The sequence below is a fragment of the Massilia niastensis DSM 21313 genome (assembly GCF_000382345.1).
GTDB classification, from domain to species: Bacteria; Pseudomonadota; Gammaproteobacteria; order Burkholderiales; family Burkholderiaceae_D; genus Telluria; species Telluria niastensis.
Genome location: NZ_KB908091.1, coordinates 48,237 through 64,908 on the forward strand (window position 1 = coordinate 48,237; position 16,672 = coordinate 64,908).

Genomic DNA, 16,672 nt, shown 5'->3' on the forward strand with positions numbered 1-16,672 from the left:
CATGAGCATGACAACCCGCATCGCCTGCTGCGCCGCCCTGGCCCTCGCCGCCGGCGCTGCCCAGGCGCTCGACTGGAGCGACACGGCCGTCAGCTGGCGCTACGGAACGCGCTTCGCCGAACCGTTCAACCCGGAGCACATCAAGAAGAACATCTACGCGCTCACCCACGCGAGCGGCTACAAGTACGGCAGCAACTACCTCAACCTGGACGTGCTCAAGTCGAACAGCACCGATCCGAAATCGCTCACCGACAACTCGGGCGCGGAAGAAGCCTACCTGCTGTACCGCCACACGCTCGACCTCGGGGCGCTGCGCGGCAAGGAGATCCGCTTCGGCAAGGTGAAGGGCGTGGGCCTGACCGCCGGTGTCGACTTCAACTGGAAGGACGACGTCGGCTACAACTCGCGCAAGCGCATGTTCGTCCTCGGTCCGACCCTGATGTGGGACGTGCCGGGCTTCCTGAACACCAGCATCCTGCTGGTCCGCGAAAGCAATGCGCCGAGCGGCGCCTTCCCGCCGATTTCGAACGTGGGCCGGCGCTACAAGTTCGAGAACCACCCGATGCTCAACGTCAGCTGGGGCATTCCGGTGGCCGAGGGCTGGTCGTTCGAAGGTTACCTCAACTTCATCGCCGAGAAGGGCCTCGACGAAGTGGGTGTCCCGACCGGCCCCGAGACCAACCTCGACATGCAGCTGATGTACGACATCGGCGCGCGCTTCGGCCATCCGAAGAACCGCTTCCGCATCGGTGTCGAGTACCAGTTCTGGAACAACAAGTTCGGCAATACCCGCGTGGGCACCGGCGGACAGGGGCCGCGCGCCAGCACCCCGATGGTGCGCGCGGAATACCACTTCTAGGCCGGGCGGGCGGCTCAGTACCGGGTCGCCTCCCGGCTCAACAGTTCGACTTCGCTGCGCGTCGGCGCCCAGGATGCGGTACCAGGCGCCGTGCGCGTGGCCGACGAAGTGCTGCCAGCAATAGGACCACAGCTGATCGTCGTCCTTCCAGAACAGCCCGTCCCCGGTACGCACCGCGAGCAGGGCGCTGGCCGCCAGGTTCTCGGCCTGGACCCGGAAATACTTGTCGCTGTCGCAGACGCCGCCGTCCGGGGAAAAGCCGTAGTGCCGCGTCAATCGTCATTGCTGCTTTCGCGTACCATCAGCTGTACGGTGAGCGTGTGTTCCAGGCCGGGGCCGGCGGACTTGTCCAGCAGGAGGTCGACGCCCATCCTGCCCAGCGCTTCCTTGTCGATGTTGATGCTGCTGAGCGGCGGAATGGCGCTGGCGGCGGCGCTGATGTCGTCGAAGCCGACGATCGCCATGTCGTGCGGGATCTTCAATCCGCGCTCGAGGCAGTGCTGCATCGCGGCCAGCGCGGTGCTGTCGTTGTAGCAGAACAGGGCGTCGGGGCGGTGGGTCAGGGCCAGCAGCGTGTCCATCGCCTGGCGCACGTTGTCCAGCGGGTTGCCGATGCTGGGCAACTGCACTTCGAGCTCGGGATCGGCCAGCATGCGCGCCTCGAACAGCGCCTTGCGAAAACCCCGGCTGCGTTCATGGATGCTGTGATGGGCCAGGGAGCCGGACAGCATCGCGATGCGGCGCCGGCCCTGCCGGATCAGGTGGCGCGTCGCCAGGTAGCCGCCCAGCTGGTGGTCGGGATTGACGCAGCGGTAGCCGGGCAGGCGCATGTCGAGCAGGACCAGCGGTTTGCCGGTGTCGCGCAGCGCGCCCAGGAGTTCGGGCTCGAAGAAGCCCGCGCACAGCAGGGCGTCCGGCTGGTGCAGGCGCACCAGGTCGAGCACCGGCTCGGCCGGTCCGACCACGACGAAGGACAGGGCGATGCCGCGCCGCCGGCAGGCGTCCACCGCGCCATGCAGCACCGGCAGGTAGAACGGGCTGGAGGAGCGGGTGTCGTGCTGGCGGTGCAGCAGGAAGGCGATGCGCCTTGTCTCGCCCTGGCGCAGGTTGCCGAAGTCGTAGCCCAGTTCGCGCGCGGCGGCGCAGATCCGGGCCCGGGTCTTGTCGGTCAGGCCGTCCTGGTTCTTCAGCGCGCGCGAGACCGTGCCGATCGAATAATTGGTCGCCCTGGCGATATCGCGGATCGTCACCGCCATGGCTGTTCCTTCCTGGCGACGAGCAGGCCGGCGCCGGCCAGGCGCATCATCGTCATCGCGGGCCTCCGGCTCAGTAGCGCGTCTGGGTATAGGGGCGGGCGCTGCGCTCCTTGCCCCACTCCTTGTTCGGCGTCGCCTGCATCGTGAACACCAGTTCGCCGCCGGCGACGAGATCCTCGTGGCGCAGGAAGCTCTTCGTCCATGGCTTGCCGTTCAGGGTCACGCGGCCGACGTAGCGGTTGGCATCCGAAAGGTTCTCGGCGCGCACCGTGAAGCGCTTCCCGTTGGGCAGGTTCAGCACGGCCTGGTCGAGGAAGGGACGGCCGATCACGTACTCGTTGCTGCCCGGCGCCACCGGATAGAAGCCGAGCGCGGTGAAGGCGAACCAGGCCGACATCTGGCCCAGGTCGTCGTTGCCCGACAGGCCGTCCGGCTTGTTGGCGTACTGGGTCGCCATGATGTGCGCCAGGCGTTCCTGCGTCCTCCACGGCGCGCCCGCGTAGTTGTACAGGTAGGCCACGTGGTGCGAAGGTTCGTTGCCATGGGCGTAGTGGCCGATCAGGCCCGAGATGTCTTCCATGTGGGCGTAGACATTGTCCTCGACCCTGGCGTCGAACATCTGGTCGAGCTTGGCCACCAGGGCGGCGTCGCCTCCCAGCATCGAGATCAGGCCGGCATTATCGTGCGGCATATACCAGGAATACTGCCACGCGCTGCCCTCGGTGTAGTCGCTGCCGAAGTTCGACTGCACCGGGTTGAACGGGGTGCGGAATTCGCCGCTCGACTTGCGGGCGCGGATGAAGCCGGTCTCCCTGTCGAATACGTTGCGGTAGTTCTGGGCGCGCTTGTAGTAGCGGGCGGCGACGTCCTGCTTGCCCATCTTCTCGGCCATGCGCGCGATGGTCCAGTCGTCGAACGCGTATTCCACGGTCTTCGAGGCCGCTTCCGGCTCGCGGTCGATCGGCACGTAGCCCAGCTTCATGTAGTGTTCCAGGCCGCCGTAGGGGCCATACTCGGCGCTGGCGGTCATCGCGGCCAGGGCCTGCTCCGGATCGAAGCCGCGGATGCCCTTCATGTAGGCGTCCGCGATCACCGGCACCGCGTGGTAGCCGATCATGCACCAGGTCTCGAGGCCGTGGAACTGCCACACCGGCAGGATGCCGTAGGGGCTGTGCTGCTGCGAGGCGATCAGCGAGCGCACGAAGTCCGCGTTGCGCTGTTCGGGCGCCACCAGCGTGAGCAGCGGATGCAGCGCGCGGTAGGTGTCCCACAGCGAGAAGGTCGAGTGGAAGCGGAAGTCCCTGGCCTGGTGGACCTGGTTGTCCGGTCCCCGGTAGCGGCCGTCGAGGTCCGTGAACAGCGAAGGCGCCAGCATGCTGTGGTACAGGCTCGTGGTGAACATGGTGCGCATCGGTTCCGGCGCCTCCACGCTCACTGCCCCCAAGGCCTCGTTCCAGGCGCTGCTTGCGCGCTTGCGCTCGGCGTCGAAGTCCCAGCCCGGCATCTCGGCCAGGTTGGCGAGGGCATTGTCTTCGCTGACGGCGGACAGGGCGACCTTCACCAGCAGGGTGCCGTCCGAAGGCACGCCGAACTCCAGCGCGGCCATCAGGGCCTTGCCCTCGACCAGCACCTTGTCGGCGGGCGTCTTGCCCGGCGCCGCGAAGCCGCGGTATTCGATGGCTTCCTCGCGATTGAGCAGCTGGCGCGCGGTGATCGGGCGCGAGAACTGGACCGCGAAATGGAGCTGGCGGCCCGGGGCCCAGCCGCGCGTCTCGCGCATGCCGGTGAGGGTGGTGGCGTCGCGCAGGCGCAGGCGCGACCACAGGTTCTTGCCGCCGTAATCGTAGATGCTGCTGCGCAGGTCGAGGATCACCTTGGCCGCGGCGCCCTGGTCGTAGCGGTAGCGGTGCAGGCCCACGCGCTCGCTGGCGGTGAGTTCCACGCTGACCTCGTTGTCCTTCAGGCGCACCGCGTAGTAGCCCGGTTCGGCCTTTTCCTCGTCATGCGAGAAGCGCGAGCGGTAGCCCGAGAACGGGCGCTCCGGATAACCCGGCTCGAGTTTGGTCTCGCCGCTGTAGGGCATCAGGAGCACGTCGCCGAGGTCGGAGTGACCGCTGCCGGAGAAGTGGGTGTGCGAGAAGCCGAGGATGGAATTGTCGTCATGGCGGTAGCCGGCCGCCCAGGGATAGCTCTGGCGGAAGTGGCGCACCTGGGTGTCGGGGCTCAGCTGCACCATGCCGAACGGGCGGCTGGCGCCGGGGAAGGTGTGGCCGTCGCCGCCGGTGCCGATGAAGACGTTGACGGCTGCAGCCGGCGTGCCGGGATCGGCCGCCTCCGCCGGCAGGGCCGCGAACGCCAGTGCCGCCAGTGTTGCCAGCGCCGTGAGCGGGAAGAATCCGCGATTCAAACGAACTGTCATGCTGTCTCCAATATGGCGGGGCCGCGACGCGCCGCCTGTTCTTGTTTGCGTTTCGTCAGTAGGCATGGCGCCGTTGGAACCCGCCAGCGCGGCCATTTTATCGGACCCATTGCTGAGTGATGCAGATGGGAATGCCTATTCGAAGCTTATATGCGGACTCTGATTCCTCAGCAATAAAACCCTGATATTGGACTGATGTTTAGTACGTTTACTAAACAGGAGGAAAATGCGGTGCTGATGGTCAAGAGCGGCAGGTTGAAGTTGCTCAGTTGTCATGTATAAAAATGCAATGGGCATGCCTGGCAGCGCAAAGTGGCCATTCTTGCAATTGCAAAAATTGCATCATGACTACTTCACTCCTGCCCCCCATTCTTCCCGCCCTGTGGCTGTGCGGCAGCCTGGCTGCCGCCGCGCCCGCCGCGCTCGCCGAACACCGGGAATTCGAAGCCACCCTGCACGCTCCTTTCCAGTCCGGACCGGTGCAGCAGCGCCGCTTCCTGCTCGACTTCGCCTATCCCGGCCTGGAGCAGGCCGGCATCGTCGACTGGCGCGTGACGCTCGAAGCGCCCGGCGGCCGCGTGCTGCTGCGCTGGCAGGGCCAGACGGCGTTGAAGGGGCCGGCCGTGTCGGTGCCGGTGCCCTGGTCCGGACGCATCGGCCGCGCGCCGGCGCCCGGGGGCATCTACCGGGTGCGGCTGCATGCGGCCTTGCGCGGCGAGCCGCACGAGGTGGTGGAACAGGACTGGGAGATCGCGGTCGGCGCGCCGCCGGCGCCCCGGCTGCCGCGTTTCGAGCCGCTGCCGCGCGCCACCTCGACGCCGGGCGCGGCGCCGGCGCCGGCGGCGCTCCCCTACACCGTCTACCTCGGCAACCTGCACAGCCAGACCAACCACAGCGACGGCGGCGCCGAACTCGCCGCATGCAAGGGCGCCCAGCCGCCGCAGAGCGCCCGCCATGGACCGGAGGCGGCCTTCGCCTATGCGCGCGAGCGCGGCCTCGACATCCTCGTGGCGTCGGAGCACAACCACATGTACGACGGTTCGGAAACCGGCGCCCCGCAAGCCGACGCCGCCGCGGCCAGGGCGCTGTACCAGTCCGGCCTGGCCGCCGCCGACGCCTTCTCGGCCGCGCATCCGGGCTTCCTGGCGCTGTACGGCATGGAGTGGGGCGTCATCAACAACGGCGGCCATATCAACATCTTCGACAGCCGCGAGCTGCTGGGCTGGGAGACCAATGCCAGGGGAGAGCTGATGGCGGACACGCTCACGGCGCGCGGCGACTACGCTTCCCTGTACACCCTGATGCGCGAACGCGGCTGGGTCGGGCAGTTCAACCATCCGGCGCAGACCGGCCAGTTCATCGTCAACGGCGTGGCGCTCGGCTATACAAGGGACGGCGACGAGGCGATGGCGCTGTGCGAGGTCATGAACAGCACGGCCTTCTCGACCAACGTGACGGAAACCGAAACCCGGCGCAGCCAGTTCGAGGCGGCCTGCAACCGGCTGCTGGAAGCGGGCTACCACCTCGCCTTCAGCAGCAACCAGGACAACCACTGTGCGAACTGGGGGGCGTCGTATACCAACCGCACCGCGGTGCTGATACCGAACGGTGTCGCGCTGACCCGGGCCAGCTTCGTCGAGGCGCTCAAGGCGCGCCGTGTGTTCGCGACCATGGACCGGGAATCGCAACTGGTGCTGACGGCGAATGGCCGCCTGATGGGGGAGCGCTTCACCAACCGCGGCCCGCTCACGCTGGTGGCGAATTTCGCCAGCACCGGCGGCAGGAAGGTCGCATCCGTGGCGCTCATGGAAGGGATGCCGGGACGCGGCGGGACCGTGACCCGGCTGTCGAGCAGCGCGACCACGACCATCGTGCCGGCGCCGGGCGCGCATTTCTATTACGCGCGCATCACCCAGGATGACGGCAACGTCCTGTGGTCGGCCCCGGTCTGGGTGACGCAGGAATAGGTTTTCAGAAGCCCAGGCCTGCGCCGGCGCCGAGCAGGGTGGCGATGCCGAGCACCGTGAAGATCAGCGCGGCGATGCCGTGCACCAGCTGGAGCGGCACCTTGTTGGCGATGCGCTCGCCGAACACCACGGCGGGGACGTTCGCCAGCATCATGCCCAGGGTGGTGCCGCAGACGACGGCCGCCATCGATTCGTAGCGCGCCGCCAGCGCCACGGTGGCGACCTGGGTCTTGTCGCCCATCTCCGCGACGAAGAAGGCGATCAGGGTGGTGAGGAACACGCCGTAGCGCGCCAGCCGGGTTTCCTCTTCGTCGATCTCGTCGGGAATCATGGTCCATGCGGCCATGGCGAGGAAGGACAGGCCCAGCACCCAGCGCATCACGTTCGGGCCCAGCAGGTCGCTCACCAGCGCGCCGACCGCCGCCGCGAAGGCGTGGTTGGCGATGGTCGCCACGAAGATCCCGAAGACGATCGGGAGCGGGCGGCGGAAGCGCGCGGCGAGCAAAAAGGCCAGCAGCTGGGTCTTGTCGCCGATCTCGGCGAGTCCCACGATGCCGGTCGAGACGAGAAAGGCGTCCATCGAGAGGGGCGAGGCAAAAAGAGGGCGGATCATAGCAGAGTCGGGGAAGCCTGCGCTTGCCGTCCTGCGACCATGCCGGGCGGCCGCGCCCCGCTCCGCAGCGGCTTTCGCTGGAAGTTCGAGCATGCTATTCTGCTCGCGCCCGTAACCCTGACGGGTTGCCTTCCTGCGAGAGACCCATGAAAACAAGCATCCTGCTGCGCGCCGCCGCTTCCGCCATCCTCGGCGCCTGGAGCGCCTGCGCGTTCGCGCTCGATCCCCTCAGCTACGCCCGCTACGACCAGGTCAGGACCAGTGCGCTGCACATGGACCTGAAGGCCGATTTCGCGCGCAAGACGCTCGACGGCTACGCCGAGCTGACCCTGGACTGGCTGGACAAGAAGGCCACCACGCTCGACCTCGACACGCGCGAGCTGGCGATCTCGAAGATCGAGGCCCAGGACGCGCAGGGCGCGTGGCGCAAGGTCGCCTACAAGCTCGACAAGCTGGACAAGGAAAAGGGCCAGGCGCTGCACGTCGACCTGCCGGGCCAGCCGGCCAGGGTGCGCATCCATTACCGCACCGCGCCGACCGCGACCGCGCTGCAGTGGCTCACGCCGGCCCAGACCATGTCGGGCAAGCGCCCGTTCATGTTCAGCCAGTCGCAGTCGATCAACGCCCGCTCGTGGGTGCCGATCCAGGACACGCCGGCGGTGCGCTTCACCTACACCGCCCGCATCCAGGCGCCGGAAGGCCTGCGCGTCGTGATGAGCGCCGATAACGATCCGAAGGCGACCGGCGAGAAAGGCTGGAAATTCAACATGCCGCAGCCGATTCCCGCCTACCTGCTGGCGATCGGCATCGGCGAGCTCGAAGCGCGCACCCTCGGCCCGCGCACCGGCGTGTACGCCGAGCCGAAGCGCATCCAGGCCGCCGAGTACGAACTGGGCGACACCGAGAAGATGGTCGCCGCCGCCGAGTCGCTCTACGGTCCGTATCGCTGGGGACGTTACGACATGCTGGTGCTGCCGCCCTCGTTCCCGATCGGCGGCATGGAAAACCCGCGCCTGACCTTCCTGACCCCGACCATGATCGCGGGCGACCGCAGCCTGGTCGACCTGATCGCCCACGAACTGGCGCACAGCTGGTCGGGCAACCTGGTGACCAACGCCTCGTGGAAGCACTGGTGGCTGAACGAAGGCTTCACCACCTACGTGACCACCCGCATCCTCGAGAAGATGTACGGCGAGGACGTGGCCACCATGAACCTGCAGCTGGAGCAGGAAGAGGCGCTCGAACACCTGAAGACCCTGCCGAAGGCGAAGCAGGCGCTGGTGCCGCGCCAGCCGGACACCTCGGCCGAGTACTACACCGACGAGGAGCTGGCCTATCCGAAGGGCGCCTGGTTCCTGCGCACCCTCGAGCAGCGCGCCGGCCGCGCCGCCTTCGATCCCTTCCTGCGCGGCTGGTTCGACCAGCACGCCTTCCAGAGCGTGACCACCGAGCAGTTCGTGGAATACCTGCGCGCCAACCTGCTGGCGAAGAATCCGAAGATCATGAGCGAGGCGGAGCTGGACGAGTGGCTGTACGGCCCGGGCATCCCGGCCAGCGCCCAGCGCGCCGTGTCGCAGCGCCTGGCCGCGCTGGACGCGACCACCGCCGGCTGGCTCAAGGGCGAGGTGCCGACCGCGAAGCTCGACACCCGGAACTGGAACGCCGCCGAATGGATGAAGTTCCTGAACGATATCGACAACAAGGCGAGCGCCCGCCAGCTCGAGGAACTCGACAAGGCCTTCGGCCTGGCGAAGACCGGCAACAACGAAGTCGCGTTCCGCTTCTACCGGGCCTCGGTGCATGCCGGCTACCGCGGCGTCCGTCCGCACCTGGAAGCCTTCCTGATGAGCGTCGGCCGCCAGAAGTTCGTGGTGCCGCTGTACGCCGCGCTGCGCGCCAATGCCCAGGACCGCGCCTGGGCCGAACGCGTCTACAAGGCCGCGCGCGAGCGTTATCACCCGGAGACGCAGTCGAGCGTCGACAAGCAAATGAACAAGGTATAAAGGAAGAACCACCGTGCATTCGATGAAACGACTCGCCAGCGCCATCCTGATCGCGTTTTCCGCCGCCGGCGCGGCCTTCGCCACGGCGGCCGAAGCGCCGGCGGCGGCAGGCGCGCTAGCGCCGGCCTACAACCTGGAAGCCGACGTCACCCGCGTGATGAAGGCCTTCGACGTGCCCGGCATCGCGATCGCCGTCGTCAAGGACGGCAAGGTCGTGGTCGCGCAGGGCTTCGGCGTGCGCAAGCTGGGCGACCCGGCCCCGGTGGACGGCAAGACCATCTTCGAGATCGCCTCCAACTCGAAGGCCTTCACCGCCGCCGGGCTGGCGATGCTGGTCGACCAGGGCAAGCTGGAGTGGGACGACCCGGTGATCAAGCACCTGCCGGACTTCCGCATGTACGACCCCTACGTCACGGCCGAGATGACGGTGCGCGACCTGCTGACCCACCGCAGCGGCCTGGGGCTGGGCGCCGGTGACCTGATGTGGTGGCCGACCACCACCTTCAGCACCGACGAGATCATCCACAACCTGCGCTACATCCGTCCCGCGACCAGCTTCCGCAACAGCTACGCCTACGACAACCTGCTGTACATCGTGGCCGGCAAGATCATCGCCATGAAGTCCGGGAAGACCTGGGGCGAGACGATGCGCGAGTGGATCCTGGATCCGGTCGGCATGAAGACCACCACCACCAGCCTGGACGAGCTGCGCAACAACCCGAACGTGTCGGCGCCGCACAGCAGGATCAACGGCAGGATCTCGGTGGTCAAGCCGATGCCGGTGGCGAACGCGATCGGCGCGGTCGGCATCAACACCAGCGCCGAGGACATCGCGCGCTGGATGAACGTGCTGCTCGACGGCGGCAAGCTGGGCAAGGGCGAGGACGGCAAGGAAACGCGCCTGTGGTCGGACAAGCAGGCGCGCGAGATGTGGACCGCGCAGACGCCGATGGCGATCAACCAGCCGAAACCGCCGCTGGCCGCGACCAAGCCGAACTTCTATGCCTACGGCCTGGGCTTCCAGCTGCGCGACTACCAGGGCAAGCTGGTGGCGCTGCACGGCGGCGCGCTGCAGGGCTTCTATTCGCGCGTGCTGCTGGTGCCGGAAGCGAAGGTCGGCATTGCGATCTTCACCAACGCCGAGAGCGGTCCCTCGCTCAACGCGCTGCAGTACCGCCTGCTCGACCAGTACCTGGGCGTGGCGCCGACCGACTGGATCGGCCGCATCGCCGAGGTCGACCGCGAGACGCAGGCGAAGGAGAAGGAGCGCCTGAAGACCGAGTCCGCGACCCGCGCGGCGCAATCGAAGCCGTCGCTGCCGCTGGCCGCCTACGAGGGCGAGTACAAGGATCCGTGGTACGGCAGCGCGACCATCAAGCGCGTCGGCGGCAAGCAGGTGATCGCATTCTCGCGCACGCCGGACCTGACCGGGGAGATCGAACACTTCCAGCACGATACCTTCGTCGTGCGCTGGAAGGAGCGCAACTTCAATGCGGATGCGTACATGACCTTCTCGCTGGACCATGACGGCTCGATCGAGCGGATGCGCATGAAGCCGATTTCGACCGAGACGGACTTCAGCTACGACTTCCAGGATCTGCTGTTCACGCCTGTGAAGAAGAAGGAGAAGTGATGAAAAAAACCGCAGCCCTGGCTGCGGTTTTTTCTTGCATGAGCAGCGTCGGCTCAGGCGTTCTGCCTACTTCCCGGTCCACACCTTCATCATGTCTTCCGATCCCTGCGACCGGATCCCGTTATCCGACAGGATCTCTTCCGTGATATCCAGCGTCGCCTTGCGCGGCAGGATCATGGTCTCGCCATAGCGCTGCTCGAAGCGCAGCACGATCTGCTCGTCCTTCAGGTCGCGCAGCAGGGCGACGAGGTGCGCCAGGCTGCGCACCGGGGTGCCGTTGACCGACTCGATCACCGAGCCGAAGCGGTTCGAATACCCGCTCACCAGCTTGTGCGGGAAGAACGGCGCGCTGATGACCACCAGTTCCTCGCGCTCCTTGTCCGGCGAATCGCCGCGCCGCGTCACCAGCGGGCTGGCATTGAAGGCATAGGAGTTCATCCCCGGCGCGCTGTTGCTCACGAAGCCCAGGAATTCGGCGCTGGCGCGCGAGAACGCCATCGGGCCATAGATGAAGTAGGACGGATAGCCGCCGTTCAGCTCCGGGATCAGGAGCGGGCGCGGGCCGCTGGCCGGCACGTCCACCTTGATGGTCTTGCCGTTGCGGACCACCGTCAACGGGATCTTGCCGTTCTTCGCCACCTGCTGGATGCGGTACTGGAAGCGCACCCGCAGGTTCGAGCCCAGCTTGACCATGGACTGGTTGTCGATCGGGTGCTCGCCGATGTGGGTGATCACGTCCCATTCCTTGAGCGGCCAGGACGCATCGGTTTTATACGGCCGGTGCACCACCGCTCCCTCGATCGACTTGTCGAGCTTCAGGAACTGGCGCAGCGCAGGATTCTCCAGGGTCTGGATACTGTCGTGCATCAGCGGCTTGCCGTCATAGCGGCCGTCCGCCACGTCGCGCAGGAACAGCTCGATCTCCTCGTTCGGAATCACGTAGCCGATGTTCTGCGCGTTGGTCGCCATCGAAAACGCCAGGCCGATCATGCGGTCGCCCGCGATCACCGGGCCGCCGCTGTTGCCGGGGTTGATCGGCGCGTCGATCTGGATCCGCAGTCCCGAGCTGAACGCGCCATAGTTGACGAACTCCACGCGCGAGACGATGCCCTTGGTGGTCGACAGCGAATTGCCGCCCACCGGATAGCCGTAGGCGAACACCTGCTCGCGCACGTCCGGCAGCACGGCGGCGCGCTGCACCGGCGGGCGCTTGTCGAAGAAGGAGGGGTCGTCCAGCTCCAGCACCGCCAGGTCCAGGCCGCGCGCCAGCGCGATCACCCTGGCCGACACCTTGTCGCCCGACTGGCTGGCCTGCACCTCGACCTGGCTCGCATAGTTCACCACGTGGGCGTTGGTCAGGATGCGCTTGCCCTCGATGATCACGCCCGACCCGGTCACGTCCTGGGGCGAGGCCTTGGTCCAGGGCTTGTACAGGTCCGGCCGGCGCACGGTGGCGAAGATCTTGACGACGGAATTCTCGATGGCCGGCAGCGCGGGCGCGGCGGCCTGGGTGGTGGCGGAGGGCGGCAGCGGCGTGGTCTGCGGTGCAGGCGGCATGCTGTCCTGCGCATGGACGAGGCTGGACAGGGCAAGCGCCAGGGCGGCGAGTCGGTAGGTCTTCATAAATCCCTTCGATTGCAAGATTGACACTCAACCGAAAGAATATACACGGATGCCGCTTTTGGATATACGTGGATCGTCACGGGAGGGCGATCCCGCCCTCCCGAAGGGAAAAATGCCTTACTGCTTCACGAACTTGAGCGTCATGCGGTCGCTTTCGCCGATCGCCTTGTACTTCTCGCGGTCCTTGTCGCCGTTGGCCAGCACCGGCGGCAGGGTCCATACGCCTTTCTCGTGGTTGGCGGTGTCCTTCGGGTTGGCGTTGACTTCGGACTTCCCGGCCAGCTTGAAGCCCGCGCTCTCGACCGTCTTGATCACCCAGGCTTCGTGCACGTAGCCGCTGGAGGCCTTCTCGTCCTGCTTCATCGAGGCCGGCAGGCGGTGGTCGACCACGCCCAGCACGCCGCCCGGTTTCAGGACCTTGTGGATCTCCTTGAAGGTGTTCTTCAAGGCCTCGTCACCGTTGCCGACCCAGTTGTGCAGGTTGCGGAAGGTGAGCACCATGTCGACGCTGTTCGGCGCCGCGATGTCGTAGCGGCTCGGCGGTTCGAACAGGGACGGGGTCACCTTGTCGTAGACGGCCGGGTTCGAATCGAGCTTCTTGCGGAACGCCATGCCATAGCGCTTGCCTTCGGCGATCTCCTCGCCCGCGCCGATCAGCTTGCCCTGCTTGCGCAGGTAGGGCGCCAGGATCTCGGTGTACCAGCCGCCGGAGGGCGCCAGTTCCACGACCGTCATGGTCGGCTTGATGCCGAAGAAGGTCAGCGTTTCGTAGGGGTGGCGATACGCGTCGCGCGCCTTGTTGGCGGCGCTGCGGTGTTCGCCGGCGATGGCTGCCTTCAGGGCGTCGTCCGCCTGCGCGGCGCCCGCAACTCCGGTGGCCAGCAGGGCGGCCAGGATCAGTCGTTTCATCGTTCGGTGTCTCCATGGAGGGTTGTCCGGGGCAGGGCGCATGCCGCTGCCGCCGCGCTGATGATCGGACAGGCCGGCCGGACAGTCAAGCGTTGCCGGCATATGCATATGCAGTGTCCGCATATCGTCCGGCGCGGACAGCCGGACAGCGCGCGGACACCTCCACGGACACAGCGCCGGCCCGCGAAATCAGCCACTTATTGGTGCACCGCGCGGTGGCATAAAGATTGCCTATTCAAAAGCTTTCGTCTAAGGTTGCGAGGTTTTGTCACCTGCTTTGCAGGGAACGAAGCGCTCAGCGAATAACGCTGTACATATAACGCGCGGCGCCGTGCAATCCACGGAACCGCTGTCCGGAAATAGGTAACCCAGGAGACCCTATGGAACGCCGTACTTTTCTCAATTTCAGCAGCCTGGCGCTCGGCTCGATGCTGGTCCCGTTCGGCCGCGCGATCGCAGCCGAAGAACTGCTCAGCAGCATGCCGGCCGCAGCCAAGAAGGCGCTCGCCGACACCGCCCTGAACGCCGCCACCAAGGCCGGGGCAAGCTATTGCGACGTGCGCATCGGCCGCTACCTCAGCCAGTTCATCACCACCCGTGACCTGAACGTCGAGAACGTGGCCAACACGGAATCGGCCGGCGTCGGCGTGCGCGTGATCTGCAATGGCGCCTATGGCTTCGCGGCGACCTCGGACATGTCGTCCGACGGCATCGCCAACGCGGCGCGCCAGGCGGTGGCGATCGCGAAGGCGAACGCCAGGCTGCAGTCCGAACCGGTGCAGCTCGCACCGGTGACGGGAGTTGGGGAAGTGGCCTGGGCCACGCCGATCAAGAAGGACTGGCGCGCGGTCCCGATCAAGGAAAAGGCCGACCTGCTCATCGCCGCCAACAAGGCGGGCATGGACAACGGCGCCAATTTCATGCAGTCGATGCTGTTCCAGGTGAACCAGCAAAAGTATTTCGCCTCGACCGACGGCTCCTACATCGACCAGGACGTGCATCGCCTGTGGGCGCCGTTCCAGGCCACCGCGGTGGACAAGGCCAGCGGCAAGTTCCGCTCGCGCTCGGGCCTGAGCTCCCCGGTCGGCAAGGGCTATGAATACCTGGACGCGCGTCCGGAGCACAAGATCAAGGCCGCCGGCGGCGTCGCCACCCTGTACACCGACAGCTACGACATCATCGAGGACGCGCGCGCCGCGGGCCGCGACGCCAAGCGCAAGCTGACCGCCAAGTCGGTCGTGCCGGGCAAGTACGACCTGATGCTGTCGCCGGAACACCTGTGGCTGACCATCCACGAGAACGTCGGCCACCCGACGGAACTGGACCGCGTGCTGGGCTACGAGGCGAACTACGCCGGCACCAGCTTCGCCACCCTGGACAAGTGGGAATCGAAGAAATTCAAGTACGGCGCGCAGATCGTCAACCTGTTCGCCGACAAGGTCACCCCGGGCTCGCTCGGCTGCGTCGGCTACGACGACGAAGGCGTCAAGACCAAGCGCTGGGACATCATCAAGGACGGCATCCTGGTGAACTACCAGGCCACCCGCGACCAGGCCCACATCATCGGCGAGAAGGAATCGCACGGCTGCTCGTACGCCGACAGCTGGAGCACGGTGCAGTTCCAGCGCATGCCGAACGTGTCGCTGGCGGCGGGCAAGAGCAAGCTCACCCCGGACGAGATGGTCAAGGGCATCAAGAAGGGCATCTACATCGTCGGCGACGGCTCGTTCTCGATCGACCAGCAGCGCTATAACTTCCAGTTCGGCGGCCAGCTGTTCTACGAGATCAAGGACGGCAAGATCGGCCAGATGCTGGAAGACGTGGCCTACCAGGCCAACACCCAGGAATTCTGGAGCTCCTGCAGCGCGATCTGCGACGAGCGCGACTGGCGCATGGGCGGCTCCTTCTTCGACGGCAAGGGCCAGCCTCCGCAGATCAGTATCGTGTCGCACGGTTCGTCGACCGCGCGCTTCAACGGTATCAACGTGATCAATACCGCTCGCAAGATCGGCTAAGGCAGGGGCCCACATGAGTATCTTGACCCAGGAACAAACCAAGCGCATCTGCGATCGCGTGCTGTCGCTGTCGAAGGCCGACGAGTGCATCGTCAACATCGAGGGCAACCGCATCGGCAACATCCGTTTCGCCCGCAATGCCGTGTCGACCGCCGGCCTGGCCGACGACACCCGCATCCAGGTGCAGGTCGCCTTCGGCAACAAGCAGGGCACCGCCACCATCAACGAGTTCGACGACAAGTCGCTCGAGCGCGCCGTGCGCCGCGCCGAAGACCTGGCGCGCCTGGCGCCGGCGAATCCGGAATTCATGCCGGCCATCGCCAGGCAGCCGTACAAGTCGTCCGAGACCTTCGTCCAGCGCACCGCCGACATCGATCCGGAATACCGCGCCCAGGCTGCCGCCTACACGATCGAAGCCTGCCGCAAGAAGGGCCTGGTCTCGGCCGGCTTCTTCACCGACCGCTCGTCCTTCGAGACCGTGGCCAACTCGAACGGCCTGTTCGGCCACCAGGTCGCCACCTCGCTCGATTTCACCTGCACCATCCGCACCGAGGACGGCCGCGGTTCGGGCTGGGTGAAGCGTTCGGCGCGCGACGTGGCGAAGTTCGATCCGCGCGAAGCGGCCGAAGTGGCGATCGAAAAGGCGCTGCGCTCGGTCGACGCCAAGGCGCTGGAGCCGGGCCGCTACACCGTCATCATGGAGCCGGCCGCCACCAGCGACCTGCTCGGCTTCATGCTGAACGGCTTCGACGCCCGCCGCGCCGACGAGGGCCGCAGCTTCCTGTCGAAGAAGGGCGGCGCCAACCGCCTGGGCGACAAGCTGTTCGACCAGCAGGTCAACATCTGGTCCGACCCGTGGGACAAGGACGTGCCGGTCCTGCCGTGGGATAACAGCATGCTGCCGCGCGAGCGCATGGCGCTGGTCAAGGACGGCCGCATCAACGCCCTCGACTACTCGCGCTTCTGGGCCAGCAAGAAGGGCGCCCGCCCCGTGGGCAGCGCCGGCAACATCATCATGGCCGGCACCGACAAGTCGACCGCGGAGCTGATCGCCAACACCAGGAAAGGCGTGCTGGTGACCCGTACCTGGTACATCCGCATGGTGGACCCGCAGTCGGTGCTGCTGACCGGCCTGACCCGCGACGGCACCTTCTACGTCGAGAACGGCAAGATCAAGCACCCGATCAAGAACTTCCGCTTCAACGAGAGCCCGGTCACGATGCTGAACAACATCGAGGAAATCGGCAAGCCGGTGGTGATCGGCGGCGACGAGGCGAACTACTCGATGCTGATCCCGTCGATGAAGATCCGCGACTTCAACTTCACGTCGCTGTCGGACGCCGTCTAAACCCGCGCCGTCGAACCAACCAGCGCA

General features: G+C 66.4%; 11 protein-coding genes and 1 pseudogene. 6 read left to right on the forward strand and 6 right to left on the reverse strand.

All coding sequences use genetic code 11. The features are described from left to right. The first annotated feature begins 1 nt into the window (after position 1). Positions 2-859 (forward strand): hypothetical protein, encoded by an 858-nt coding sequence (locus tag H162_RS0111305; RefSeq protein ID WP_020653580.1) that lies wholly within the window; start codon positions 2-4, stop codon positions 857-859. Positions 860-901: 42 nt separating this feature from the next. Here the strand turns inward: H162_RS0111305 and H162_RS33190 are convergent. From H162_RS33190 to H162_RS0111315, 3 genes and pseudogenes are all read right to left on the reverse strand, one after another. Beyond that, positions 902-1,135 (reverse strand): annotated as a pseudogene (locus H162_RS33190) (AGE family epimerase/isomerase); the annotation flags it as partial. Next, positions 1,132-2,115 (reverse strand): LacI family DNA-binding transcriptional regulator, encoded by a 984-nt coding sequence (locus H162_RS0111310; RefSeq protein ID WP_020653581.1) that lies wholly within the window; start codon positions 2,113-2,115, stop codon positions 1,132-1,134. The pseudogene H162_RS33190 and the gene H162_RS0111310, both read right to left, overlap by 4 nt. 70 nt (positions 2,116-2,185) lie before the next feature. Beyond that, positions 2,186-4,534 (reverse strand): GH92 family glycosyl hydrolase, encoded by a 2,349-nt coding sequence (locus tag H162_RS0111315; protein ID WP_051109917.1) that lies wholly within the window; start codon positions 4,532-4,534, stop codon positions 2,186-2,188. 344 nt (positions 4,535-4,878) lie between these two features. On the opposite strand from H162_RS0111315, the gene H162_RS0111320 reads away from it, so the two are divergent. Continuing rightward, complete coding sequence (locus H162_RS0111320) at positions 4,879-6,501, forward strand: CehA/McbA family metallohydrolase (RefSeq protein WP_020653583.1); 1,623 nt, start codon at positions 4,879-4,881, stop codon at positions 6,499-6,501. A gap of 4 nt (positions 6,502-6,505) precedes the next feature. Here the strand turns inward: H162_RS0111320 and H162_RS0111325 are convergent, their stop codons facing one another. Further along, positions 6,506-7,081 (reverse strand): TMEM165/GDT1 family protein, encoded by a 576-nt coding sequence (locus H162_RS0111325; protein WP_020653584.1) that lies wholly within the window; start codon positions 7,079-7,081, stop codon positions 6,506-6,508. A 179-nt stretch (positions 7,082-7,260) separates the two neighbouring features. Here H162_RS0111325 and H162_RS0111330 point away from each other — a divergent pair, with 179 nt between their 5' ends. Together H162_RS0111330 and H162_RS0111335 are read left to right on the forward strand one after the other, a co-directional pair. After that, positions 7,261-9,117, forward strand: coding sequence for a M1 family metallopeptidase (locus H162_RS0111330; RefSeq protein WP_020653585.1), 1,857 nt, complete (start codon positions 7,261-7,263; stop codon positions 9,115-9,117). Between the two features lie 22 nt (positions 9,118-9,139). Beyond that, positions 9,140-10,750, forward strand: a complete 1,611-nt coding sequence (locus tag H162_RS0111335; protein WP_020653586.1) for a serine hydrolase — start codon at positions 9,140-9,142, stop codon at positions 10,748-10,750. 66 nt (positions 10,751-10,816) lie between these two features. On the opposite strand, the gene H162_RS0111340 is transcribed toward H162_RS0111335, so the two are convergent. Together H162_RS0111340 and H162_RS0111345 are read right to left on the reverse strand one after the other, a co-directional pair. Then, positions 10,817-12,373 (reverse strand): S1C family serine protease, encoded by a 1,557-nt coding sequence (locus H162_RS0111340; RefSeq protein WP_020653587.1) that lies wholly within the window; start codon positions 12,371-12,373, stop codon positions 10,817-10,819. A gap of 117 nt (positions 12,374-12,490) precedes the next feature. Next, the gene (locus H162_RS0111345; RefSeq protein ID WP_020653588.1) at positions 12,491-13,282 is read right to left on the reverse strand and encodes a class I SAM-dependent methyltransferase; all 792 of its coding nucleotides are present in this window, start codon (positions 13,280-13,282) and stop codon (positions 12,491-12,493) included. Positions 13,283-13,662: 380 nt separating this feature from the next. Here H162_RS0111345 and H162_RS0111350 point away from each other — a divergent pair, with 380 nt between their 5' ends. Together H162_RS0111350 and H162_RS0111355 are read left to right on the forward strand one after the other, a co-directional pair. Then, on the forward strand, positions 13,663-15,297 hold the full coding sequence (locus H162_RS0111350; protein WP_020653589.1) for a TldD/PmbA family protein: 1,635 nt from the start codon (positions 13,663-13,665) through the stop codon (positions 15,295-15,297). Between the two features lie 13 nt (positions 15,298-15,310). Continuing rightward, complete coding sequence (locus H162_RS0111355; RefSeq protein ID WP_026354521.1) at positions 15,311-16,645, forward strand: TldD/PmbA family protein; 1,335 nt, start codon at positions 15,311-15,313, stop codon at positions 16,643-16,645. Positions 16,646-16,672 lie beyond the last annotated feature (27 nt).